The following is a 24,053-nucleotide window of genomic DNA, read 5'->3' on the forward strand; positions in this document are numbered from 1 at the left end:
GCCAACGCAACGGTGATCAGCCACCGGGTGGAACATGTTTTCGAGCCCAAGGGGCAGCGACGGCAGCTCGGGGCACAAGGGTCATAAGGGCATGCGCTCAGAATGTGTCGACCTTCTCGATGCTGACGAACATGCCATGGCCCGTGCGGTTGTTCGTGAAGCGGGTGCCATCGGTGGTGGCGTCGATGGTCCAGCCCTGCGCTTCATAGGTTCGGTAGTCAATGCTGACGGTGGGGATGGCGCCCAGATTGCCCAACACCCACTGGACGGAGCCGCCGGCGGTGATGTGGATGCCGTTGGCGTGCTCACCATCTCGCAAGGGGGAGTTGGTGAACGGTGCCTCGCAGCCAACGCTGTCCCTATTGATCTGGCAACGCGTCATTCCGGACTTGGTTTCGATGAAGACGTAACCGTTGGAGTCAGGCGGGAGCGGAATGGCGCCGGCCGGCGCGGTCGGGCTGACCGGTGTCGTCGGTAGCGTCGGGGCGGTGGTCCCCGGCGGCGCGGTAGTTGGCCTAGGCGTCGGAAAAGTCGGCTCGGTAGGTCCCGACCCTGGCGAAGCGACCGGCCTGCCGTCGATGGTGGTGCTGCAGCCGGCAACTACCGCGGTAGCCGCCAGCAGGGCCGCCATACCCCGTGCAATGAGCGATAGCCGCACGCGCTACTCCCCGGAAATCTGAGATATCGGGAGTAGGTTACGCGCGAGGTCCCGCAATTTACTGCAGTGACGCGCTTCTGCAACGGCCCGCATAATCGGAGAATGGCGTTGTTGCCGTCGACGGTCGTGGGAGTCTTGCTGGCCGCGGGTGCGGGCCGGTGGTATGGCAAGCCGAAAGTGCTGGTTGACGGGTGGCTGGACACCGCGGTCGGGGCGTTGCGCGACGGTGGTTGTAACGACGTTATTTTGGTGCTGGGTGCTGTCGAGGTGTCGGCACCGGCCGGTGTCACCGCGATTACCGCGCCGGACTGGCAGCAGGGGCTGAGCGCGTCAGTGCGTGCGGGTCTGGCCCAGGCCGACCGCGAGCACGCCGACTACGCCGTCCTGCATGTGATCGACACGCCCGATGTCAATGCCAAGGTGGTGGCTCGAGTCCTTGGCCGTGCCTTGGTATCCCGCAGCGGTCTGGCAGGGCGCGGCCGCATACCTGCGCACAGTGCCCGACGTCGAGGCTGTTGAGTGCGGCGACTTGGCTAGTGGTCGCGATGTCGACGTGGACCTCAGATTGGATCCGCCGAATGGACGACCGCGACACTCTTGGCGTGGTCGATGGCGTGGTGCGCGACGGCCGTCACACGATTGCGGACCAAATACCAGCCACCGATGAGGGCTGGTACACCGATCACCGTTGCGGCGATCATCCAGGGACCGTGTTGTTCGTCGAAGTACATCAGGATCAGCACGCCGGCCAGGAAAGCCAGCGTCAGATAGCCGCTGAACGGTGAAAGCGGCATCCGGAATTTCGGCCGCTGCAGCTGCCCGGCGTTCGCCATCCGGTGGAGCCGCAGCTGGCAAGCCACGATCGTCGCCCAGGCCGCGATGACTCCCGTCGCGGCGATGTGGAGCACGATCTCGAAGGCTTGGCTCGGTTTGATGGCGTTGAGAATGATGCCCAACAGGCCGATACCGGCGGTGAGCAGGATCCCGCCGTACGGCACGCCGGTCTTCGACATTGGTGCGGTGAACCTCGGGCCGCTGCCGTTGATCGCCATTGATCGCAGGATCCGTCCGGTGGAATACAGTCCGGCGTTGAGGCTCGACAGCGCGGCGGTGAGCACGACGAGGTTCATCACGCTGCCCGCCGCGTCGATACCGATCTTGGAAAAGAAGGTCACGAACGGGCTGACATGTTCTTTGTAGGCGGTATAGGGCAGCAGCAGGGCCAGCAGGACAGTCGACCCGACGTAGAAGCACGCGATGCGCAACACCACAGAGTTGATCGCGCGCGGCATGATCTTTGCCGGTTCGGCTGTTTCCCCGGCCGCGATGCCCACCAGTTCGATTGCGGCGTAGGCGAATACCACCCCCGAGGTGACCAGCACTATGGGCAGCAGACCGGTTGGCACGATGCCTCCATGGCTGCTCCACAGGGAGACCCCGGTCTCCTGGCCGTCGATCTTGTAGCGCCCAGCGAGAAAGACCGTACCGACGATCAGAAACGTAACCAGCGCGATCACCTTGATCAATGAGGCCCAGAACTCCAGCTCGCCGAAGAGCCTGACCGAGATCAGGTTCATCGACAACACGACCAGCAGCGCGATCAACGCCAGCGTCCACTGGGGGATGGGTTGAAACGCCCGCCAGTAATGGCAATAGTGCGCGATCGCGGTGGTATCGACGATCCCCGTCATCGCCCAGTTCAGGAAGTACATCCACCCGGCGACGAAGGCCACCTTTTCCCCGTAGAACTCGCGGGCGTAGGACACGAATGACCCCGAGGACGGACGGTGCAGCACCAGTTCGCCGAGCGCGCGCAGGATCAGGAACACGAAGATGCCGCAGATCCCATAGACCAGGAACAAACCGGGCCCCGCCGATGCAAGGCGGCCGCCGGCGCCGAGAAAAAGGCCGGTACCGATGGCACCACCGAGAGCGATCATTTGCAGTTGCCGGCTATGGAGGCCTTTGTGATAGCCCGTGTCTTCGCGCGTGAGCCGCTCGTCGGTGATGTCTAGCGGTGGCATTGAGCTCCCTGGGATGGTGGCTTCTTGGGACGCGCGTGAGATGGGGCACACCCAACGGACTGGCTGTCAGGCTATCCCACGCGGCTGCGAGGTGCCGCTTGGCAACCAATCGGAAACAATCGATCGGTCAACGGTGCTTTGTTGTCGTGCCGACCGTCGCGGGTGGCCGCGTTGACAGTCGATATTGCGGTCACAGGCTGACGCGCCTGGCCAGCCAGACGCTCGCGAAGTGCGGGTCCGTCCTGGCCGCGAGGGTGTCGTAGCCGCGGTCGTAGTGTGAGACTCCGACACCTGATCCGCCAGCGCAGAGATGTGAGATCAACGGACGGAAGGCGACGGTGCCCGGCGCGCGCGAGTTGACGCTGCGCGTCGAGCGCGGGGCTCTATTTCGGCGTCGATGGGCAGCATCGGCAGCGTCATCAGCTCGCGCAGCAATTCGTCGTGATCCGCGGCGCTGCGCGCTGGGTACCCGGCCTCGATGGGTATCATTTTTGGTTATCGTTCTGGTTATCATGAATGTTGTGACGGCCCATCCCAAGTACCCGAATGACCCTCTTGCGCTGGTATTGATTGAACTGCGCCATCCGCGGACCGAGCCGCCGGTGCCATCTGCTATCTCCATCCTGAAGGAGGAGCTGGCGCGATGGACTCCCATACTCGAACAGGAGGAGGTGCGGCAGGTCAACCTAGAAACGGGCGAACATACCGCACACTCACAGAAGAAGCTCGTTGCCCGTGATCGCCGCACCGCGATCACGTTTCGACCCGACGCCATGACCCTCGAAGTCACCGACTACCCGGGCTGGGAGGAGTTTCGGTCCATCGTTCACGCGATGGTCACAGCCCGCCAGGACGTGGCCCCAGTCGATGGCTGCATCCGGATCGGTCTGCGCTACATCAACGAGATTCGGGCATCGCTGGCGGAGCCATCCGGCTGGGCGTACTGGGTGGCGGAAAGTCTCCTCGGGCCTGGGACACAGCTTGCCGATCTCAAACTCACCACCACCGCGCAACGGCACGTCATTCAGTGCGAAGGCCCGGAGCCAGGCGACTCCTTGACACTGAGGTACGCCGGTGCGCGCGGCGCGGTCATCCAGTCAACCCCGTTTCTCCAGCGGTTGAAAGAACCTCCGGCAGAAGGAGATTTCTTCCTCATCGATATCGACAGCGCGTGGAGCGACCCCTGCAAGGGCATCCCAGCGCTCGACGCCCACCTGGTGGACGAGGTCGCCGAAAGGCTCCACACACCCATCGGCCCACTGTTCGAATCGCTGATAACTTCCGAACTCCGTACAAAGGTGCTGCAACAACCTGGGCAGGAGTGACCATGACCATTTCGTTCTCTAGCTCGAATCTCCGAGACGACGCCACCTCTGGCAACGGCGATTACCGCCTCGACAAGCTGCCCGAAACCACCCCATCGACCTCGGTGTTCGACCGCGCCGATGTCACCTACCGCCAATTCACGGAACTCCACGGGCAAGCCCGCGACACACGGCGGGAGGCGCACGTGGTTGAGCTGGAGTCCAAGACCGGCGAGCGGGCTCGGTGCGCACCCATGCATGCGCTTGAGCAGCTCGCGGACTACGGCTTTGCCTGGCGGGACATCGCACGCGTTGTCGGAGTGAGCGTGCCCGCAATCACCAAATGGCGCAAGGGCGCTGGAGTTACCGGCGAGAACCGGCTAAAAATCGCCCGTCTACTCGCCCTCATCGACATGCTCTCGGACCGATTCATCGGCGAGCCCGCCTCCTGGCTGGAAATGCCGATCCAAGCCGGAGTGGGAATCACCCGAATGGACCTCCTGGAGCGAGGTCGATATGACCTCGTATTGGCGCTGGCTAGTACCCACACTGGGGACGGTACGGTCGAATACGTACTGAACGAGACTGATAAGGACTGGCGAGAGACCGTTGTAGACAACGCTTTCGAATCCTACACAGCCGAGGACGGCGTGATCTCGATAAGACCCAAGCGGTAACCGTGCCAGAGTTGGAGACGCCCGACGACCCAGAGTCGATATACCTTGCCCGCCTCGAGGATGTCGGAGAACACAGACCGACGTTCACGGGCGACATCTACCGACTCGGCGATGGTCGCATGGTGATGATCCTCCAGCACCCATGCGCGCTGCGGCACGGCGTTGACCTCCATCCGCGACTGCTGGTCGCTCCCGTAAGACCCGACTCGCTTCGTTCCAACTGGGCTAGAGCCCCGTTCGGCACGATGCCGCTTCCGAAGCTCATCGACGGTCAGGATCACTCGGCGGACTTCATCAATCTTGAACTCATCGATTCACCAACGCTTCCGACCTGTGAGCGGATCGCGGTGCTCAGCCAGTCAGGCGTCAACTTGGTCATGCAACGGTGGGTGTACCACAGCACCCGGCTCGCCGTGCCCACGCACACCTACTCCGACAGCACCGTTGGCCCGTTCGATGAGGCAGACCTGATCGAGGAGTGGGTGACGGATCGCGTCGACGATGGGGCCGACCCGCAGGCGGCCGAACACGAATGCGCCTCCTGGCTCGATGAAAGAATCAGCGGCCGCACTCGGCGAGCGCTGCTCAGCGACCGTCAGCACGCCAGTTCAATACGGCGAGAAGCGCGTTCTCATCGAAAGTCGGTCAAGCTGGCGGACTGAGCACTGCTCTCCGGGCTTGACCGGGGCCTCTCCCAGCTACGCCCCGAGCGTGTGCCCTGCCGACGCGCGGGAACAAGACCCGCACGACCAGCGTTAGCATGCTCAGTAAGTTGAGTGCATCAGGCTCAGCTCTGAATTGACAGCACACCGCCGTCGAGGCAAGCTTGAGCGGGGTGCACTCATCATAGTGCAGGAAAGAAGCTCTACATATTCAGGAGGATTCACCATGGCTCGTGCGGTCGGGATCGACCTCGGGACCACCAACTCCGTCGTCTCGGTTCTGGAAGGTGGCGACCCGGTCGTCGTCGCCAACTCCGAGGGCTCCAGGACCACCCCGTCAATTGTCGCGTTCGCCCGCAACGGTGAGGTGCTGGTCGGCCAGCCCGCCAAGAACCAGGCGGTGACCAACGTCGATCGCACCGTGCGCTCGGTCAAGCGACACATGGGCAGCGACTGGTCCATAGAGATTGACGGCAAGAAATACACCGCGCCGGAGATCAGCGCCCGCATTCTGATGAAGCTGAAGCGCGACGCCGAGGCCTACCTCGGTGAGGACATTACCGACGCGGTTATCACGACGCCCGCCTACTTCAATGACGCCCAGCGTCAGGCCACCAAGGACGCCGGCCAGATCGCCGGCCTCAACGTGCTGCGGATCGTCAACGAGCCGACCGCGGCCGCGCTGGCCTACGGCCTCGACAAGGGCGAGAAGGAGCAGCGAATCCTGGTCTTCGACTTGGGTGGTGGCACTTTCGACGTTTCCCTGCTGGAGATCGGCGAGGGTGTGGTTGAGGTCCGTGCCACTTCGGGTGACAACCACCTCGGCGGCGACGACTGGGACCAGCGGGTCGTCGATTGGCTGGTGGACAAGTTCAAGGGCACCAGCGGCATCGATCTGACCAAGGACAAGATGGCGATGCAGCGGCTGCGGGAAGCCGCCGAGAAGGCAAAGATCGAGCTGAGTTCGAGTCAGTCCACCTCGATCAACCTGCCCTACATCACCGTCGACGCCGACAAGAACCCGTTGTTCTTAGACGAGCAGCTGACCCGCGCGGAGTTCCAACGGATCACTCAGGACCTGCTGGACCGCACTCGCAAGCCGTTCCAGTCGGTGATCGCTGACACCGGCATTTCGGTGTCGGAGATCGATCACGTTGTGCTCGTGGGTGGTTCGACCCGGATGCCCGCGGTGACCGATCTGGTCAAGGAACTCACCGGCGGCAAGGAACCCAACAAGGGCGTCAACCCCGATGAGGTTGTCGCGGTGGGAGCCGCTCTGCAGGCCGGCGTCCTCAAGGGCGAGGTGAAAGACGTTCTGCTGCTTGATGTTACCCCGCTGAGCCTGGGTATCGAGACCAAGGGCGGGGTGATGACCAGGCTCATCGAGCGCAACACCACGATCCCCACCAAGCGGTCGGAGACTTTCACCACCGCCGACGACAACCAACCGTCGGTGCAGATCCAGGTCTATCAGGGGGAGCGTGAGATCGCCGCGCACAACAAGTTGCTCGGGTCCTTCGAGCTGACCGGCATCCCGCCGGCGCCGCGGGGGATTCCGCAGATCGAGGTCACTTTCGACATCGACGCCAACGGCATTGTGCACGTCACCGCCAAGGACAAGGGCACCGGCAAGGAGAACACGATCCGAATCCAGGAAGGCTCGGGCCTGTCCAAGGAAGACATTGACCGCATGATCAAGGACGCCGAAGCGCACGCCGAGGAGGATCGCAAGCGTCGCGAGGAGGCCGATGTTCGTAATCAAGCCGAGACATTGGTCTACCAGACGGAGAAGTTCGTCAAAGAACAGCGTGAGGCCGAGGGTGGTTCGAAGGTACCTGAAGACACGCTGAACAAGGTTGATGCCGCGGTGGCGGAAGCGAAGGCGGCACTTGGCGGATCGGATATTTCGGCCATCAAGTCGGCGATGGAGAAGCTGGGCCAGGAGTCGCAGGCTCTGGGGCAAGCGATCTACGAAGCAGCTCAGGCTGCGTCACAGGCCACTGGCGCTGCCCACCCCGGCGGCGAGCCGGGCGGTGCCCACCCCGGCTCGGCTGATGACGTTGTGGACGCGGAGGTGGTCGACGACGGCCGGGAGGCCAAGTGACGGACGGAAATCAAAAGCCGGATGGCAATTCGGGCGAACAGGTAACCGTCACTGACAAGCGGCGGATCGATCCCGAGACGGGTGAAGTGCGGCACGTCCCTCCCGGCGACATGCCGGGAGGGACGGCTGCGGCCGATGCGGCGCACACCGAAGACAAGGTCGCCGAGCTGACCGCCGATCTGCAACGCGTGCAGGCCGACTTCGCCAACTACCGTAAGCGGGCGTTGCGCGATCAGCAGGCGGCCGCTGACCGAGCCAAGGCCAGCGTTGTCAGCCAATTGCTGGGTGTACTGGACGATCTCGAGCGGGCGCGCAAGCACGGCGATTTGGAGTCGGGTCCACTGAAGTCGGTCGCCGACAAGCTAGACAGCGCGTTGACCGGGCTGGGTCTGGTGGCGTTCGGTGCCGAGGGCGAGGATTTCGACCCCGTGCTGCACGAAGCGGTGCAACACGAGGGCGACGGCGGGCAGGGGTCCAAGCCGGTAATCGGCACCGTCATGCGGCAGGGCTACCAACTGGGTGAGCAGGTGCTGCGGCACGCCTTGGTCGGCGTCGTCGACACGGTGGTCGTCGACGCGGCCGAACTGGAGTCAGTCGACGACGGCACTGCGGTCGCAGATACCGCCGAAAACGATCAAGCTGACCAGGGCAATAGCGCCGACACCTCGGGCGAACAGGCAGAATCAGAACCGTCGGGCAGTTAACAACAAAAGAGGAAGGCGAGAGGGGGTGACGCGACATGGCCCAAAGGGAATGGGTCGAAAAAGACTTCTACCAGGAGCTGGGCGTCTCCTCTGATGCCAGTCCCGAAGAGATCAAACGTGCCTATCGGAAGTTGGCGCGCGACCTGCATCCGGACGCGAACCCGGGCAACCCGGCCGCCGGCGAACGGTTCAAGGCGGTTTCGGAGGCGCATAACGTGCTGTCGGATCCGGCCAAGCGCAAGGAGTACGACGAAACCCGCCGCCTGTTCGCCGGCGGCGGGTTCGGCGGCCGTCGGTTCGACAGCGGCTTTGGGGGCGGGTTCGGCGGCTTCGGGGTCGGTGGAGACGGCGCCGAGTTCAACCTCAACGACTTGTTCGACGCCGCCAGCCGAACCGGCGGTACCACCATCGGTGACTTGTTCGGTGGCTTGTTCGGACGCGGTGGCAGCGCCCGTCCCAGCCGCCCGCGACGCGGCAACGACCTGGAGACCGAGACCGAGTTGGATTTCGTGGAGGCCGCCAAGGGCGTGGCGATGCCGCTGCGATTAACCAGCCCGGCGCCGTGCACCAACTGCCATGGCAGCGGGGCCCGGCCAGGCACCAGCCCAAAGGTGTGTCCCACTTGCAACGGGTCGGGCGTGATCAACCGCAATCAGGGCGCGTTCGGCTTCTCCGAGCCGTGCACCGACTGCCGAGGTAGCGGCTCGATCATCGAGCACCCCTGCGAGGAGTGCAAAGGCACCGGCGTGACCACCCGCACCCGAACCATCAACGTGCGGATCCCGCCCGGTGTCGAGGACGGGCAGCGCATCCGGCTAGCCGGTCAGGGCGAGGCCGGGTTGCGCGGCGCTCCCTCGGGGGATCTCTACGTGACGGTGCATGTGCGGCCCGACAAGATCTTCGGCCGCGACGGCGACGACCTCACCGTCACCGTTCCGGTCAGCTTCACCGAATTGGCTTTGGGCTCGACGCTGTCGGTGCCTACCCTGGACGGCACGGTCGGGGTCCGGGTGCCCAAAGGCACCGCTGACGGCCGCATTCTGCGTGTGCGCGGACGCGGTGTGCCCAAGCGCAGTGGGGGTAGCGGCGACCTACTTGTCACCGTGAAGGTGGCCGTGCCGCCCAATTTGGCAGGCGCCGCTCAGGAAGCTCTGGAAGCCTATGCGGCGGCGGAGCGGTCCAGTGGTTTCAACCCGCGGGCCGGATGGGCAGGTAATCGCTGATGGCGAAGAACCCAAAGGACGGGGAATCCCGGACGTTTTTGATCTCGGTAGCCGCCGAGCTAGCCGGCATGCATGCACAGACCCTGCGTACCTACGATCGTCTTGGGTTGGTCAGCCCGCGGCGCACCTCCGGTGGCGGGCGCCGCTATTCCCTGCATGACGTCGAGTTGCTGCGCCAGGTGCAGCACCTCTCGCAGGACGAGGGGGTCAACTTGGCCGGCATCAAGCGCATTATTGAACTGACCAGTCAGGTCGAGGCGCTGCAGTCCAGGTTGCAAGAGATGGCTGAGGAGTTGGCGGTGTTGCGTGCCAACCAGCGCCGCGAGGTCGCGGTGGTGCCGAAGAGCACCGCCCTGGTCGTCTGGAAACCGCGCCGGTGAGCGAGCGCGCGTAGCGGGGGAGCGAACGGCGCAGTTGGCACCAGCCGGTGAGCGAGCGCGCGTAGCGGGGGAGCGAACGGCGCCGTCGGCACCAGCCGGTGAGCGAGCGCGCGTAGCGGGGGAGCGAACGGCGCCGTCGGTACAAGCCGGTGAGCGAGCGCGCGTAGCGGGGGAGTTAGGGTCCGCTACCGTTGTTGAGGATGCCGGAGAGTCGGGCTCCGTGGTTGCCGAAGCCGGAGATAAGGGCTTGGGTCGCGAGGTCCAGCATGCTCGTGTTGTAGAGGCCTGAGACGGTATTGCCTAGGTTCGCCCAGCCCGACAGCAGGTTGCCGAAGTTTTGGAAGCCCGAATTCCCAACGCCGCCAGCATTGAAGAAGCCCGAAGTCTCGGTGAAGACGTTTCCCAGGCCCGAGACGGCGGCTGCGGCGTCGTTGAGGAAGCCCGATGCGCCACCGGCGCCGGAGTTGAAGAAGCCCGACGACGGGATTGTGGTCGAGTTGAAGAATCCCGGGCTCTGCTGCCAGCCGAAGCCGAAGGGGAACGCGCCCACGGTGCCGCTGCCGGCGAAATCGAGGGTTTGGGTGAAAGCCGTGTCGATGGGCTGGTCGGGGTTGATCGTGCTGGCATCGATTTCGTAGGGGCCGAGATGTTCGGTGGTGATGGGTATGGTGACCGAGACATGCTTTACGCACCCCTTGAAGGGGATGTAGATCACGCAGACCGAGACCCGCAACTTGATGGGTATTTCGAATTCGTCAATAGTGAACGCGTCCTGGGTGATGGCGTTGATGTCGCCCTCGATGGGTATTTCAATGTGGGAACCTATGTCGTAGCTCCACGGAATTTCGGAAACGGCGCTCTGGTAGGCGAAACCGCCAAGGCCCTGATAGTCGCCCCGCCAGAAGAAGCCGTTGCTGTAGTTGCCCGAATTGAAGGCGCCGGTGTTGACATCGCCGGAGTTGGCGAAGCCGGTGTTGGAGTTGCCCGGGTTGAAGTAGCCGGTGTTGTAGTTACCGGGGTTGAAGCCGCCGGTGTTGTAGTCGCCGGGGTTGAAGCTGCCGGTGTTGGTGCTCCCGGAGTTGAATAGGCCGGTGTTGTAGTCACCGGAGTTGCCAATGCCGGTGTTGACCAGGCCGGTGTTGAAGAAGCCGGAGTTGGTGCTGCCGGTGTTGCCGATGCCGGTGTTGTAGTCACCGGAGTTTCCGATGCCCCAGTTGCCGGTTCCGGAGTTGCCGAAGCCGATGTTGCCGGTGCCGGAGTTGAATAGCCCGATGTTGCCGGTGCCCGAGTTCCAGCCGCCGAACCCGGTCATGGTGTCGCCGGTCAGCCCGATGCCGATGTTTCCGTTTCCGGTGTTGCCGAAGCCGATGTTGCCGGTGCCGGTGTTGCCGAAGCCGATGTTTCCGTTTCCGGTGTTGCCGAAGCCGATGTTGCCGATGGCCGCCGTCAGCCCCGGACCGACGTTGCCGAACCCGATGTTGGAGCTGCCGATGTTGGCGCTGCCCAGGTTGAAGTCGCCGATGTTGGCACTGCCCAGGTTGAAGTCTCCGATGTTGGCGCTGCCCAGGTTGTAGACGCCGATGTTGGCGCTGCCCAGGTTGTAGTTGCCGATGTTTGCGCTACCCAGATTCCAGAACCCGAGGTTGGCTAAGCCCACGCTGAAGGTCGTCTCGGTCGGGCCGTTCTGCAACCACCCAGCCAGGTTGGCGCCGATGTTGAGCAAGCCCGAGACATTTGCCGGTGCTCCCAAGCCGGTGTTGTAGATGCCCGAGATGCTGTTGCCCAAATTCGCCCAGCCCGACTGCAGCGACCCATAGTTTTGGAAGCCCGAGTTTCCCATGCTGGTAGTGGCGAAGTTGACCAGGCCCGAGTTGTTGCCGAAGTTCAGCAAGCCCGATGCGCTGCCAGCACCCCAGTTGAGGAAGCCCGACGACGGGCCGGTGGTGGCGTTGAAGAAGCCGGGCGCTGGCCGCAAGTCGATGATCGGAATGCTGATCGGGCCGGCGCCGGCGCCGCCCACGATGTTGATCACGGTGGAGCCGTCGGGCTTGCCGATGTTGAGGTTGATCGCCGGTGAGGGGCCGAAGTCAATTTCGATGGGTGTGTCCAGCGGGGCCGACGCGTCCCCGCCATGCAGGGTGATCGGACCGACCGGGGCCAAGACGGTGCCACTGAGGATGCCTATGTCGACGCTTCCGCTGGCGTCGATTCTGGGGAACGTAATGGCGGGGATGGAGACATTGGTGATGTCGCCGGTGATGGGGATGTTGACCGGGATGTCGACATTGAGGAACGCGGCAGGTCGCTCGATGGTGATGGTGTAGTTGGCCGCCAGCAGGCCCTGCCGGTCGGCGCGCCAGAGCAAGCCGTTGTTCATGCTGCCGGTGATGAACGCGCCGGTGCCGTAGTCTCCGGCGTTTGCCATGCCGGTGTTGTAGCTACCGGTGTTGTAGGAGCCGGTGTTGTAGTGGCCTGGGTTGGCGATGCCGGTGTTGAAGGCGCCGATGTTGAACAGGCCGGTGTTGTGGTTGCCCGGGTTGGCGATGCCGGTGTTGAAAAGGCCCGAGTTGAGCCAGCCGGTGTTGTAGTTGCCGCTGTTTCCGATGCCGGTGTTGCCGGTGCCGGTGTTGCCGATGCCGACGTTGCCGGTGCCCGAGTTGCCGATGCCGACATTGCCGGTGCCCGAGTTAAACAAGCCGATGTTGAAACTGCCCGAGTTGGTGCCGCCGATGCCCACCTGGTTGTCGCCGGATAGGCCGACGCCGAAGCCGCCGGTGCCCATGTTGCCGATGCCGACGTTGCCGGTGCCCGAGTTGAACAAGCCGGTGTTGCCGGTGCCGGAGTTGAACAAGCCGGTGTTGGCGGTGCCGGAGTTGAAGAAACCGGTGTTGCCGGCGCCCGAGTTCAGGGAGCTGAAGCCGGATAGGCCGTCGCCGGTCAGGCCGATGCCGACGTTGTTGTTGCCGGTGTTGAACAAGCCGATGTTGTTATTGCCGGTGTTGGCGATGCCCTGGTTGAAGTTGCCCGCGTTGGCCAGGCCAAAGTTGTTGTCGCCCAGGTTGAACAAGCCCATGTTGGCGATGCCGGCGTTCAACGGGCCGAACCCGATCTGGTTGTCGCCGGTCAGGCCGATGCCGATGTTGTTGTTGCCGGTGTTGCCGAAGCCGATGTTGTAGTCGCCGGTGTTGCCCATGCCGATGTTGTAGTTGCCGGTGTTGCCGATACCGATGTTGTTGACGGCCGTCGTTAGCCCCGGACCGGCGTTTGCGATCCCGACGTTAAAGTCGCCGATGTTTGCGCCGCCGATGTTCGCGTGGCCAATGTTTCCGAAGCCGACGTTTGAATTGCCGAGGTTTGCACTGCCGAGGTTTGCACTGCCGAGGTTTGCACTGCCCACGTTGAATTGGCCGAGGTTCGCCAGTCCCGCGTTGAAGATCGACCCGCTCGGGCCGCGGAGCACGCCGGTTAGGTCGGCGCCGATGTTGGAGAGGCCCGAGACGTTGGCCGGCGTCGCGAGGTCCGCCGTGCTGGTGTTGTAGAAGCCCGAGACGGTGTTGCCCAAGTTCGCCCAGCCGGATTGCAGCGAGCCGAAGTTCTGCAAGCCAGAGTTTCCTATGCCGGCGAAAGCGGTGTTCCAGAAGCCCGAATTGTTGGCGCCGAGGTTTCCGAATCCAGACGAGCTGCCGGTGCCGGAGTTGAAGAAGCCCGATGAGGGGCCGGTGGTCGAGTTTCCGAAACCGGGGGCCGGCGGAATGTCCAGCAGGGGGATGACGACCGGGCCGGCGCCGCTGGTGATCGTGATGGGTATCGAGGTTGAACCGCCGGGGTCGCCGATGTTGATATCGATCACCGGTAAGGTGCCGGCGATCCTCGGAACGATGATGGGTCCGACGCTGAAGTGGGTGACCCCGAGGGCGCGGAGGGTGATAGCCGGAATCTGGAAGCCGTTGACGGCAAGGGTACCGAGGTCGAGATGGATGGGGATGTTGACCGGAATGTTGAGGCTAAAGTTCAGTAGCGGGATCTGGGGAACGGTGATTGCGTAGTATGCGCCCCACTGCCCTTGGTGATCGCTTTGCCAGAAGGCGCCGTTGCTGAAGTTGCCCCCGATGAAGGCGCCGGTGTTGACGTCGCCGGTGTTGTAGAAGCCGGTGTTGTAGTCGCCGGTGTTGTAGAAGCCGGTATTGAAGTCGCCGTCGTTGAAGCTGCCGGTGTTGGTGCTGCCTGTGTTGTAGCTGCCCGTGTTGGCGATGCCCACGTTGGCGATGCCGGTGTTGGTGCTGCCCACGTTGTAGCCACCGGTGTTGTAGGTGCCCACGTTGGCGACGCCCATATTGCCGGTGCCTGGGTTCCACAGGCCCCAGTTGCCGGTGCCCGAGTTCCCCAGGCCGGTGTTGCCGAAACCCGGGTTACCGATGCCGGTGTTTCCGGTGCCCGAGTTGCCGATGCCGATGTTTCCGGTGCCCGAGTTGAACAAACCGATGTTGTTGGTTCCCGAGTTGAACAGGCCGGTGTTGGCGGTGCCGGAGTTCCAGGAGCCGAACCCCTGCTGATTGTCGCCGGACAGCCCGATACCGATGTTGTTGTTGCCGGTGTTGGCAAACCCGATGTTGTTGCTGCCGCTGTTGGCGAAGCCCAGGTTGAAATCGCCGGCGTTGCCGAATCCGAAGTTGTAGCTGCCCAGGTTGCCCAGGCCGATGTTGTAGTTACCCAGGTTTGCCGGGCCGATATTGTATGAGCCCCGGTTTCCGGAGAAGACGTTGAAGCTGCCGATGTTGCCGTGGCCGACGTTCGAGTTGCCGAGGTTTCCGAGGCCGACGTTGGAGTCGCCGATATTGCCGTGGCCGACGTTCCCGCTGCCGACGTTGCCAAACCCGAGGTTGAGGATCTGGGTGTTGTTGACGAAGCCGGCGACCATGGCACCGACGTTGCCACCGCCGGAGAGATTGGCCGGCATCGAAAGCCCAAGCGTGCTCGCATTGACAAGGCCGGAGACGGTGTTGCCGAAGTTGAACCCACCGGAGACCAGCTCGCCGAAGTTCTGGACGCCCGAGATTCCCGAGCTTCCTGAGGTGAGGTTGAAGAAGCCGGAACTATTGCTGCCCACGTTGCCAAAGCCCGACACGGTACCGGTACCGGAGTTGAAGAATCCCGACGACGGGGTGGTCGTCGAGTTCCCGAATCCCGGGGCCGCCGGTATATCGATGAGCGGAATCTTGATCGGCAAGAGACCGCCGGTGCCGGCGATATCGATCAGCGGGTCCGGGCCGGTACCCAGGTTGATGCCGATATTGGGAAGGACAATCGAGATGTTCGGGAAACTGAATGCATCGAGTGTGGCGGCATTGAACGGTATGCCGATTAAGAAGATATCGCCGGTGATCTCCGGGAATCTGAAGCCATGAACGGTGAACGTGCCAAGTGTGCCGGTGACCGGGATATCGAGGAAGATCGGCACGCGCAGGTTCACCGGGATGGCGGTGTCGGGGACGGTAATCGTCTGGCCGATGCCCACCAGGCCTTGGTAATCGCCCCGCCACAAGAACCCGTTGCTGTAGTTGCCGGCGATCAATGCGCCGGTGTTGACATCGCCCGAGTTCGCCAGTCCGGTGTTGTAGCTACCGGTGTTCAAATAGCCCGTGTTGTAGTTACCCGGGTTGAGGCCGGCCGTGTTGAAGCTGCCGGCGTTGAAGCTGCCGGTGTTGTAGTGGCCGGTGTTGCCGACGCCGGTGTTGACGTTGCCGGCGTTGAGCAAGCCGGTGTTGATGTCGCCGGAGTTGAACAGGCCCGTGTTATCGATACCCGGGTTGCCGATACCCCAGTTGCCGGTGCCCGAGTTGCCGATGCCGATGTTGCCGGTGCCCGAGTTGAACAAACCGATGTTGTTGGTGCCAGAGTTGAACAGGCCGCTGTTGCCGCTGCCGGAGTTCCAGCCACCGGCAAAATTGAAGCCCTGCTGGTTGTTGCCGGACAGGCCGATACCGATGTTGTTGTTGCCGGTGTTGGCAAACCCGATGTTGTTGCTGCCGGTGTTGGCGAAGCCCAGGTTGAAATCGCCGGCGTTGCTGAAGCCGAAGTTGTAGCTGCCCAGGTTACTCAGGCCGATGTTGTAGTTACCCAGGTTCGCCGGGCCGACGTTGTATGAGCCCTGGTTTCCGCCGAAGACGTTGAAGCTGCCGAGGTTGCCGCTGCCGAGGTTGAAGCCGCCGATGTTCGCCAAGCCGGCGTTGCTGTCGCCCACGTTTGAGAAGCCGACGTTGAATTGGCCGATGTTTCCCAGGCCGAGGTTGAACATCGACATCCCGGTCACCTGGTCGTGGAAAAACCCCGCGAGGTTGCTACCGACGTTGAACATGCCCGAGACATTGGCCGGTGCCCCGATGGCGGTGTTGAATACGCCCGAGACGGTATCGCCCAGGTTCGCCAGTCCCGATTGCAGCGAGCCGTAGTTGTTGAAGCCCGAGGTCGCGGAGTTCGCGACGTTCTGGAAGCCGGAAATGTTGGCGCCGATATTGGCGATGCCCGATACGGTTCCGGGGCCGCCGTTGAAGAAGCCCGAGGACGGATCGGTGGTGGCGTTGAAGAAGCCCGTGGTGGCAGGAATGTTGACGAACGTGACATCGAAGGGACCGACGCTGGCGGTGGCGGGGATCCTGATCGCGGTCGAACCGCCAGGGTCGCCGATGTTGACCGTGATCTGGGGACCGGTCCCGGTGATGGGCGGGAGGACGGCCTTGCTGATTGCACCGGCCAGCAGGGGGATCCCCGCGATGTCGATGGTGAAACCGAAGTTGATTTGCTCAAGCGTTATGCCGCTGTAGACGGTGTTGGTGAAGCTGGCGGTGATGGGGATGTTGATGGGAACTTCCACGGTGACGTGTGCGGGTATTTCCGGAACATGGACCCGATAGCCCGCGCTGAATAGACCCTGCTGGTCGCCGCGCCAGAAGGCGCCGTTGCCCATGTCGCCGGTGATGAAAGCCCCGGTGGCGATATCACCCTGGTTGGCAAAGCCCGTACTGAAATTGCCCGTGTTGTAGAAGCCCGTGTTGAAGTCGCCCAGGTTGGCGATGCCGGTGTTGGTGTCACCGGTGTTGTACCAGCCGGTGTTGTAGTTGCCCGCGTTGGCGACACCGGTGTTGACGATGCCGGTGTTGAAGAAGCCCGTGTTAGTGCTGCCGGTGTTGCCGATGCCGGTGTTGCCGCTGCCGGAGTTGCCGATACCCCAGTTGCCGGTGCCCGAGTTGCCGATGCCGACGTTGTTGGTGCCGGAGTTGAACAAGCCGATGTTGTTGGTGCCAGAGTTCCAGCCGCCAGCAAAATTGAAGCCCTGCTGGTTGTCGCCGGACAGCCCGATACCGATGTTGTTGTTGCCGGTGTTGGCAAATCCGATGTTGTTGTTGCCGGTGTTGGCAAAGCCTTGGTTGAAATCGCCGGCGTTGCCGAAGCCGATGTTGTAGTTACCCAGGTTCGCGAAACCGATGTTGTAGTTGCCCAGGTTCGCCGGACCGACATTGTATGAGCCCTGGTTTCCGGAGAAGACGTTGAAGCTGCCGACGTTTCCGCTGCCCAGGTTGAAGTCGCCGAGATTTGCGCTGCCGATGTTCAACTGGCCCAGGTTGGCAATGCCCGCGTTGAAGATCGTCCCGGTCGGACCGCGGAACACGCCGGACAGGTTGGTGCCGATGTTGTTCAGACCCGAGACATTGGCCGGCGTGGAGAGGTTCACCGTACTGGTGTTGAAAAAGCCCGAGACAGAGTTGCCCAGGTTCGCCCAGCCTGACTGCAGCGAGCCGAGGTTCTGGAAACCCGAATTCCCTATCGCGCTGCTCAAACCACTGTTCCAGACGCCTGAACTGCCGCCGCCGACGTTTTGGAAGCCAGATGTGCCACCGGTGCCCGAGTTGAAGAAGCCGGACGAGGGGTTGGTGGTCGAATTTCCGATGCCCGGCGCCGGATCGATCTTGAGGAAGGTAATCGTGCGGCTCTCCAGAGCACCGACAATGCTGATGGGGACGGTGACCGTCGGTCCGCCGATGGTGAGGGTGATCGTCGGAACGGTCAGCGTGGATGCGCTGAGATTGACCGGGCCGAAGAAGAACAAACCGCTCAGATAGAAGGTTCGGGGGAAAACGGTCGAGTCCTCGGTGACCGTGATCATGTTGCCGCCGAAGGTCATTACGTTGTGTACGTCAATGACCATCTGCTCGTTTATGGGGATGAATGGAGTGGTGACCGAGAGATCGATGGCAATCTGGCCGTGGTTATCGCCCGCCACCAAGAAGCCATTGTTGAAGTCGCCCGTGTCGAAAGCGCCGGTGTTGACGTTGCCGGGATTGAAGAAGCCGGTGTTGGTGTCACCCGGGTTATAGCTGCCGGTATTGGTGTCACCCACGTTGAAGTTGCCGGTGTTGGTGTTACCGACGTTGTAGCTGCCGGTGTTGTAGCTGCCCGTGTTGTAGAAGCCCGTGTTGAAGTCGCCGGCGTTGAGGAAACCAGTGTTGTAGCTGCCAGCATTGAGGATGCCGGTATTTTCGGTACCCGGGTTCCCGATACCCCAGTTCCCGGTGCCCGAGTTTGCGATGCCGACGTTTCCGGTGCCCGCGTTGAAGATGCCAACGTTATTGGTGCCCGAATTGAACAGGCCGCTGTTGCCGGTGCCCGAGTTCCAGCCGCTAGCAATATTGAAGCCCTGCTGGTTGTCACCGGACAGTCCGATGCCGATGTTGTTGTTGCCGGTGTTGGCGAACCCGATGTTGTTGTTGCCGGTGTTGGCAAAGCCTTGGTTGAAGTCGCCCGCGTTCCCGAAGCCGACGTTGTAGTCGCCGACGTTTCCAAAACCGATGTTGTAGATCCCGAGGTTTCCGGATCCGATGTTGTAGTTTCCCAGGCTTCCGGAACCGACATTGAATACTCCGATGTTTCCACTGCCGATATTGAAGCTGCCGACGTTGCCGCTGCCCAAGATGTTTTGGCTGCCGAGGTTGCCGCTGCCGAGGATGTTGAAGTCACCGACGTTTCCGCTGCCGAGAATGTTGTAATTGCCGATGTTGGCGTTGCCGAGAATGTTCACGACGCCCCGGTTTGCCAGGCCGAGATTGAAGACCGGTGGGCCACCGAAAAATCCCGACATGTTGCTTCCGGTGTTGAAGAAGCCCGAGATCAAGGCCGGCGTTGTGATGGCCACCAGGCTCATGTTGAACAAACCCGATACGGTATTGCCCGAGTTGATCACGCCCGATACCAGCACGCCCGCGTTTGCCAGGCCGGAGTTACCGATGGCCCCCGACGAAGAGTTGAAGAAGCCAGAATTGTTGGCACCGGAGTTCAGGAAGCCGGACGCGCTACCGGCACCGCTGTTGAAGAATCCCGACGACGGCGCACTGGTCGAGTTGAAGAAGCCGGGGCTCCCGAAAATCAGGCCTTGGTGGTCGCCGCGCCACAAGAAGCCGTTGTTGAAGTTGCCAGTAATGAAGGCGCCGGTGTTGACATTGCCGGAGTTTGCCAAGCCGGTGTTGTAGTTGCCGCTGTTCAGGTAGCCCGTGTTGTACTGGCCCATGTTGAAGCCGCCGGTATTGCTGTTGCCCGGGTTGTAGCTACCGGTGTTGTAGTCGCCGGCGTTGCCGACGCCGGTGTTGGCTATTCCGGAGTTGAAGAAGCCCGTGTTGGCGTCGCCGGAGTTGCCAAAACCGGTGTTGTAGCTGTTGCCCGAGTTGCCAATGCCCCAGTTGCCGGTACCCGAGTTGCCGATGCCGACGTTTCCGGTGCCCGAGTTGAACAGACCGATGTTGCCGGTGCCCGAGTTCAGGCCGCCGAACCCCAACAAACCGCTACCCGTGAGCCCGATACCTCGGTTGCCGTCGCCGGTATTGCCGAAGCCGATGTTGTTGCTGCCGGTGTTGCCAAACCCGATGTTGTTGCTGCCGGTGTTGCCGAAACCGATGTTGTTCAGCGCTGCGGTCAACCCAGGACCCACGTTGCCAAACCCGATGTTGGAGCTGCCGATGTTGCCGCTGCCGATGTTGCCGTTGCCGATGTTGGCCGAGCCGAGATTGAAGTTCCCGACGTTACCGTTGCCGACGTTGCCCTCGCCGACGTTCGCCAAGCCCAGGTTGCGGAAGACCCGCGTGGTCACCTGAGCTGCGGCCGCGCTGACCAGCGCACCGCCGCCCGCCACGGTCGGCAGCGCCTGGCTGAACGGCGTCAACGCCGAGACGGCCGCCGACGCCCCGGCATGGTAGCCAAACATCGCCGCCACGTCCTGGGCCCACATCTGCTCGTAGGCGGCCTCGGTGGCTGCGATCGCCGGGGCGTTTTGGCCCAGCAGGTTCGAGACCACCAGCGACACGAACAGTGCCCGGTTGGCCGAGATGATCGCCGGATGTACCGTCGCCGCCAGGGCTGCCTCGAAGGCGGCCGCCGCCAGCCGGGTTTGGGTGGCCGCCTGCTGGGCCTGCGCCGCCGCCGCTCTCAACCAGCCCAGATAGGGGGCGGTCGCTCCCGTCATCGCCGTCGACGCCGCGCCCAGCCACGAGGAACCTGCCAGCCCCGCCGTCACCGCCGAAAACGAGGCCGCGGCCGAACCCAATTCGTCGGCCAGTCCATCCCAAGCGGCCGCCGCGTCCAGCATCGGTGCCAAACCGGCACCCACGTACAGGCGCGCCGAATTGATCTCCGGGGGCAGCACCGCGAAGCTCATCTAGCGTCCCTCACCGGAACCGCTGACCGCCACCGCGTGGCGGGTGGAGCCAAACGTCCCGTTCCGTGCTTGGGTGTCTTGACAGTGACGATTATTCAACAGACGCCTGACGCAGGTTTGGCTTTGGAGTGTCGAGACGGAAAATCTCAGCTAGGGCTGGCCGGGCAGTAGCCGCACCATCAGGCCGTTGCCTTCGGCCAACACCGTCTCGTCGCTGTCAAACAGTTCCGCGCACACAAACGCCTTTCGGCCCTCGGTATTGGTGACTCGTCCGCGTACGATCAACGGCACATCAATCGGGGTGATTCGGCGGTAATCAACGTGCAGAAAGGCGGTTCGGCTGATCGGCCGTCCCGCCGCATGCGAGATCATGCCGAACATGTGATCAAACAGCAGCGGCAACACGCCGCCGTGCACCGCGGAGTTGCCCCCGACGTGGAACCGGCTGAAAGATCCCTGCATTTCGACACCGTCGGTGCCGTACCGGGTCACCGTCCATGGCGGTAGCAGCAGGCTGCCCATGCCGGGCAGGCCGGGGGTCCGCCCGGCTGGCGCCTTACCTTCGTCGGCCTCAAATGGGCTCAGCAAGTCGACCAGTGCGGCGGCCTGCTTGGCCGCCTGGTCCCACACCGCCTCGCCGGGGTCCGCCGCGACCGCCAGGTCCTGCAACCGGCGCATGGTCGCCACGAACTGGCCGAACCCCGCACCGGGACTGGCCGGGCCGTACTCCGGAAATCCACCGTGGTGGTGATACTCGGGATCGAGTTCCTCGGGGTGCACTGACGCATCCGTCACGGGCGGTCCTGCAGGACGTCCCGGCGCACAATGGTCTGCTCCCGCCCCGGACCGACTCCGATGCACGAAACCGGTGCTCCGGCAAGCTGTTCCAGTCGCAGCACATAGTCACGCGCTTTGGCGGGCAGGTCGTCGAACTCGCGCGCCCCGGAGATGTCTTCCCACCAGCCCGGCAGCTCCTCGTAAACCGGCTTGGCACGGCAAAGATCCCGCTGGGTCATCGGCATATCGCGGGTGCGCCGGCCGTCGATCTCATATCCGACGCAGACCGGCACCGATTCCAGGCTGGACAGCACGTCGAGCTTGGTCAGGAAGTAGTCGGTGATGCCGTTGACCCGGGCGGCGTAGCGGGCAATGACGGCGTCGAACCAGCCGCAGCGCCGGCGCCGGCCGGTCGTCACACCGAACTCGTGGCCAGTCTTGGACAGGTATTCGCCGTGTTCGTCGAACAGCTCGGTGGGGAACGGGCCGGAGCCCACCCGAGTGGTGTAGGCCTTGAGAATCCCCAGCACGGTGCCGATGCGGGTCGGGCCGATACCAGAGCCCACGGCCGCGCCACCCGCCGTCGGATTCGACGATGTCACATACGGGTAGGTGCCGTGGTCGACATCGAGCAGGGTGCCTTGAGAGCCTTCCAGCAGCACCGTTTCGCCGGCCTCCAGGGCAGCATTGAGTAGCAGCCGGGTGTCGGCGATGCGATGCTTGAAACCCTCGGCCTGCTCCAGCAGCGCGTCGACCACCTGCGCGGGGTCCAGGGCCTTGCGGTTGTAGATCTTGACCAGCACTTGGTTCTTGAACTCGCACGCGGCCTCGACCTTGTGGGTCAATTGTTCCGGGTCCAGCACATCGGCGACCCGGATCCCAATACGGGCGATCTTGTCCTGGTAGCACGGCCCGATACCGCGGCCGGTGGTGCCGATCTTCTTGCTGCCCATATAGCGCTCGGTGACCTTGTCGATAGCAATGTGGTAAGGCATCAGCAGATGGGCGTCGGCGGAGATCAACAGCTTGGCGGTGTCCACGCCGCGGTCTTGCAGTCCCCGCAGCTCATTGAGCAGGACACCGGGATCGATCACCACGCCGTTGCCGATAACGTTGGTGACCCCGGGCGTCAGCACACCCGACGGGATGAGATGCAATGCGAAATTCTCGCCGGTAGGCAAGACGACGGTGTGCCCGGCGTTGTTGCCCCCCTGATAGCGCACCACCCACTGCACGCGGCCACCCAACAGGTCGGTGGCCTTACCCTTGCCCTCGTCGCCCCATTGGGCGCCGATGAGGACGATCGCCGGCATGAGTTGCTCCCACCTGGTCTCGCAGGCTATGCCCGCTTATTGTGGTCCAGCCGGTGACCTACCCTACCCAGCAGGTTGCGAGGAGCTGTCATGTATACGGCCGAGAACGCACCCGGCGTCGCGGTGTTGCTCTCCGGTGATGCCGACGTGCCCGGCCCGTTGACCGGCTTGCCTACCCATCAAGACAACCTGGACACCGTCATCGGACGGTATTCGCGGCTCATCGTCGTCGGCGCCGACGCGGACCTGGGGGCGGTACTGACTCGGCTGTTGCGCACCGACCGGCTCGACGTCGAGGTGGGTTATGTGCCGCGCCGGCGCAGCCCCGCGACCCGGGCCTACCGCTTGCCGGCCGGGCGCCGGGCGGCGCGGCGCGCCCGGTGTGGCGTCGCTCGGCGGGTGCCGCTAATCCGTGACGAGACCGGGTCGGTAATCGTCGGCCGAGCACAGTGGCTGCCGGCCGAAGAGCAGGCCCTGATCCACGGCGAGGCGGTCGTTGACGACACCGTGCTGTTCGATGGCGATGTGGCCGGGGTGTGCATCGAGCCGACGCTGACCCTGCCAGGCCTGCGAGCTGCGGTAGACGGCGCCGGAAAGTGGCGGCGGTGGATCGGCGGGCGCGCCGCGCAGCTAGGCACCACCGGTGCTGCGGTACTTCGGGACGGTGTCGCGGCGCCCCGCCCGGTGCGCCGATCGACGTTTTACCGCAACGTCGAGGGTTGGCTGCTGGTCCGGTAGTTTTCGACCGGTGAGCGAGACGGGCCAGCGCGAGTCGGTGCGACCCAGCCCGATCTTTCTGGGCCTGCTCGGATTGACGGCCGTCGGGGGCGCGCTGGCCTGGCTGGCCGGGGAGACGGTGCAGCCGCTGGCCTACGCCGGGGTGTTCGTCATGGTGATCGCCGGCTGGCTGGTGTCGCTGTGCCTGCACGAGTTCGGTCACGCGTTCACCGCTTGGCGTTTCGGTGACCACGACGTCGCAGTGCGCGGCTACCTGACGCTGGATCCCCGCCGCTACAGCCATCCCATGCTCTCGCTCGGTCTGCCGATGCTGTTCATCGCCCTGGGCGGGATCGGTCTGCCGGGTGCCGCGGTGTATGTGCACACCTGGTTCATGACGACGGCGCGCCGCACCCTGGTCAGTTTGGCGGGGCCGACGGTCAACCTGGCGCTGGCCATGTTGCTGCTGACGGCGACCCGGTTGTTGTTCGACCCGATCCACGCGGTGTTATGGGCCGGGGTGGCGTTCCTAGCATTCCTTCAGCTCACCGCGCTGGTGTTAAACCTGCTACCCATCCCGGGTCTGGACGGCTATGCGGCCCTGGAGCCGCACCTGAGACCCGAGACGCAGCGCGCCCTGGCGCCGGCCAAGCAGTTCGCTTTGGTGTTTCTGCTGGTCCTGTTCCTGGCGCCGACGCTGAACGGGTGGTTCTTCGGGGTGGTGTACTGGCTCTTCGACCTGTCTGGCGTGTCGCACCGGCTGGCCGCCGCGGGCAGCGTGCTGACCCGTTTCTGGAGTATCTGGTTCTGA

Annotated in this window: 14 protein-coding genes and 1 pseudogene; 10 read left to right on the forward strand and 5 right to left on the reverse strand. The window is 63.4% G+C overall.

The window, feature by feature from the left end:
- Positions 1–97: 97 nt before the first annotated feature.
- Positions 98–658, reverse strand: a complete 561-nt coding sequence (locus MCAN_RS01810) for a hypothetical protein (RefSeq protein WP_014000184.1) — start codon at positions 656–658, stop codon at positions 98–100.
- A gap of 102 nt (positions 659–760) precedes the next feature.
- Here MCAN_RS01810 and MCAN_RS01815 point away from each other — a divergent pair.
- Positions 761–1,325, forward strand: a pseudogene (locus MCAN_RS01815) (nucleotidyltransferase family protein).
- Here the strand turns inward: MCAN_RS01815 and MCAN_RS01820 are convergent.
- Positions 1,219–2,682, reverse strand: a complete 1,464-nt coding sequence (locus MCAN_RS01820) for an amino acid permease (RefSeq protein WP_014000185.1) — start codon at positions 2,680–2,682, stop codon at positions 1,219–1,221. The pseudogene MCAN_RS01815 and the gene MCAN_RS01820 overlap by 107 nt on opposite strands.
- A 512-nt stretch (positions 2,683–3,194) precedes the next feature.
- Here MCAN_RS01820 and MCAN_RS01825 point away from each other — a divergent pair.
- From MCAN_RS01825 to MCAN_RS01855, 7 genes are all read left to right on the forward strand, one after another.
- Positions 3,195–4,007, forward strand: coding sequence for a TIGR04255 family protein (locus MCAN_RS01825; protein ID WP_003911187.1), 813 nt, complete (start codon positions 3,195–3,197; stop codon positions 4,005–4,007).
- Between the two features lie 2 nt (positions 4,008–4,009).
- Positions 4,010–4,663: a hypoxia/intracellular survival transcriptional regulator MosR gene (gene mosR / locus MCAN_RS01830; RefSeq protein ID WP_003401756.1), complete on the forward strand. Its 654-nt coding sequence runs from the start codon at positions 4,010–4,012 to the stop codon at positions 4,661–4,663.
- 2 nt (positions 4,664–4,665) lie between these two features.
- On the forward strand, positions 4,666–5,325 hold the full coding sequence (locus MCAN_RS01835) for a hypothetical protein (RefSeq protein ID WP_003900125.1): 660 nt from the start codon (positions 4,666–4,668) through the stop codon (positions 5,323–5,325).
- A gap of 226 nt (positions 5,326–5,551) precedes the next feature.
- A complete protein-coding gene (dnaK, locus tag MCAN_RS01840; protein ID WP_003401814.1) occupies positions 5,552–7,429 on the forward strand; it encodes a molecular chaperone DnaK in 1,878 nt (625 codons plus the stop codon).
- Complete coding sequence (grpE, locus tag MCAN_RS01845; RefSeq protein ID WP_003401817.1) at positions 7,426–8,133, forward strand: nucleotide exchange factor GrpE; 708 nt, start codon at positions 7,426–7,428, stop codon at positions 8,131–8,133. The genes dnaK and grpE overlap by 4 nt, the downstream gene beginning before the upstream one ends.
- Positions 8,134–8,168: 35 nt before the next feature.
- Entirely contained in the window at positions 8,169–9,356 is a 1,188-nt protein-coding gene (dnaJ, locus tag MCAN_RS01850; protein ID WP_003401821.1) for a molecular chaperone DnaJ, read from the forward strand.
- Positions 9,356–9,736, forward strand: coding sequence for a heat shock protein transcriptional repressor HspR (locus MCAN_RS01855; RefSeq protein ID WP_003401823.1), 381 nt, complete (start codon positions 9,356–9,358; stop codon positions 9,734–9,736). The genes dnaJ and MCAN_RS01855 overlap by 1 nt, the downstream gene beginning before the upstream one ends.
- A gap of 175 nt (positions 9,737–9,911) precedes the next feature.
- Here the strand turns inward: MCAN_RS01855 and MCAN_RS01860 are convergent, their stop codons facing one another.
- The 3 genes from MCAN_RS01860 to MCAN_RS01870 form a co-directional block, all read right to left on the reverse strand.
- On the reverse strand, positions 9,912–20,435 hold the full coding sequence (locus MCAN_RS01860; RefSeq protein ID WP_014000186.1) for a PPE family protein: 10,524 nt from the start codon (positions 20,433–20,435) through the stop codon (positions 9,912–9,914).
- Positions 20,436–20,585: 150 nt separating this feature from the next.
- On the reverse strand, positions 20,586–21,230 hold the full coding sequence (locus MCAN_RS01865; protein WP_014000187.1) for a PaaI family thioesterase: 645 nt from the start codon (positions 21,228–21,230) through the stop codon (positions 20,586–20,588).
- A complete protein-coding gene (locus MCAN_RS01870) occupies positions 21,227–22,525 on the reverse strand; it encodes an adenylosuccinate synthase (RefSeq protein ID WP_014000188.1) in 1,299 nt (432 codons plus the stop codon). Before MCAN_RS01870 ends, MCAN_RS01865 begins: the two co-directional genes overlap by 4 nt.
- A 90-nt stretch (positions 22,526–22,615) precedes the next feature.
- On the opposite strand from MCAN_RS01870, the gene MCAN_RS01875 reads away from it, so the two are divergent.
- Together MCAN_RS01875 and MCAN_RS01880 are read left to right on the forward strand one after the other, a co-directional pair.
- On the forward strand, positions 22,616–23,263 hold the full coding sequence (locus tag MCAN_RS01875) for a hypothetical protein (protein WP_003401831.1): 648 nt from the start codon (positions 22,616–22,618) through the stop codon (positions 23,261–23,263).
- 10 nt (positions 23,264–23,273) lie between these two features.
- Positions 23,274–24,053, forward strand: coding sequence for a site-2 protease family protein (locus tag MCAN_RS01880; RefSeq protein WP_014000189.1), 780 nt, complete (start codon positions 23,274–23,276; stop codon positions 24,051–24,053).

The organism is Mycobacterium canetti CIPT 140010059, assembly GCF_000253375.1.
GTDB classification, from domain to species: Bacteria; Actinomycetota; Actinomycetes; order Mycobacteriales; family Mycobacteriaceae; genus Mycobacterium; species Mycobacterium tuberculosis.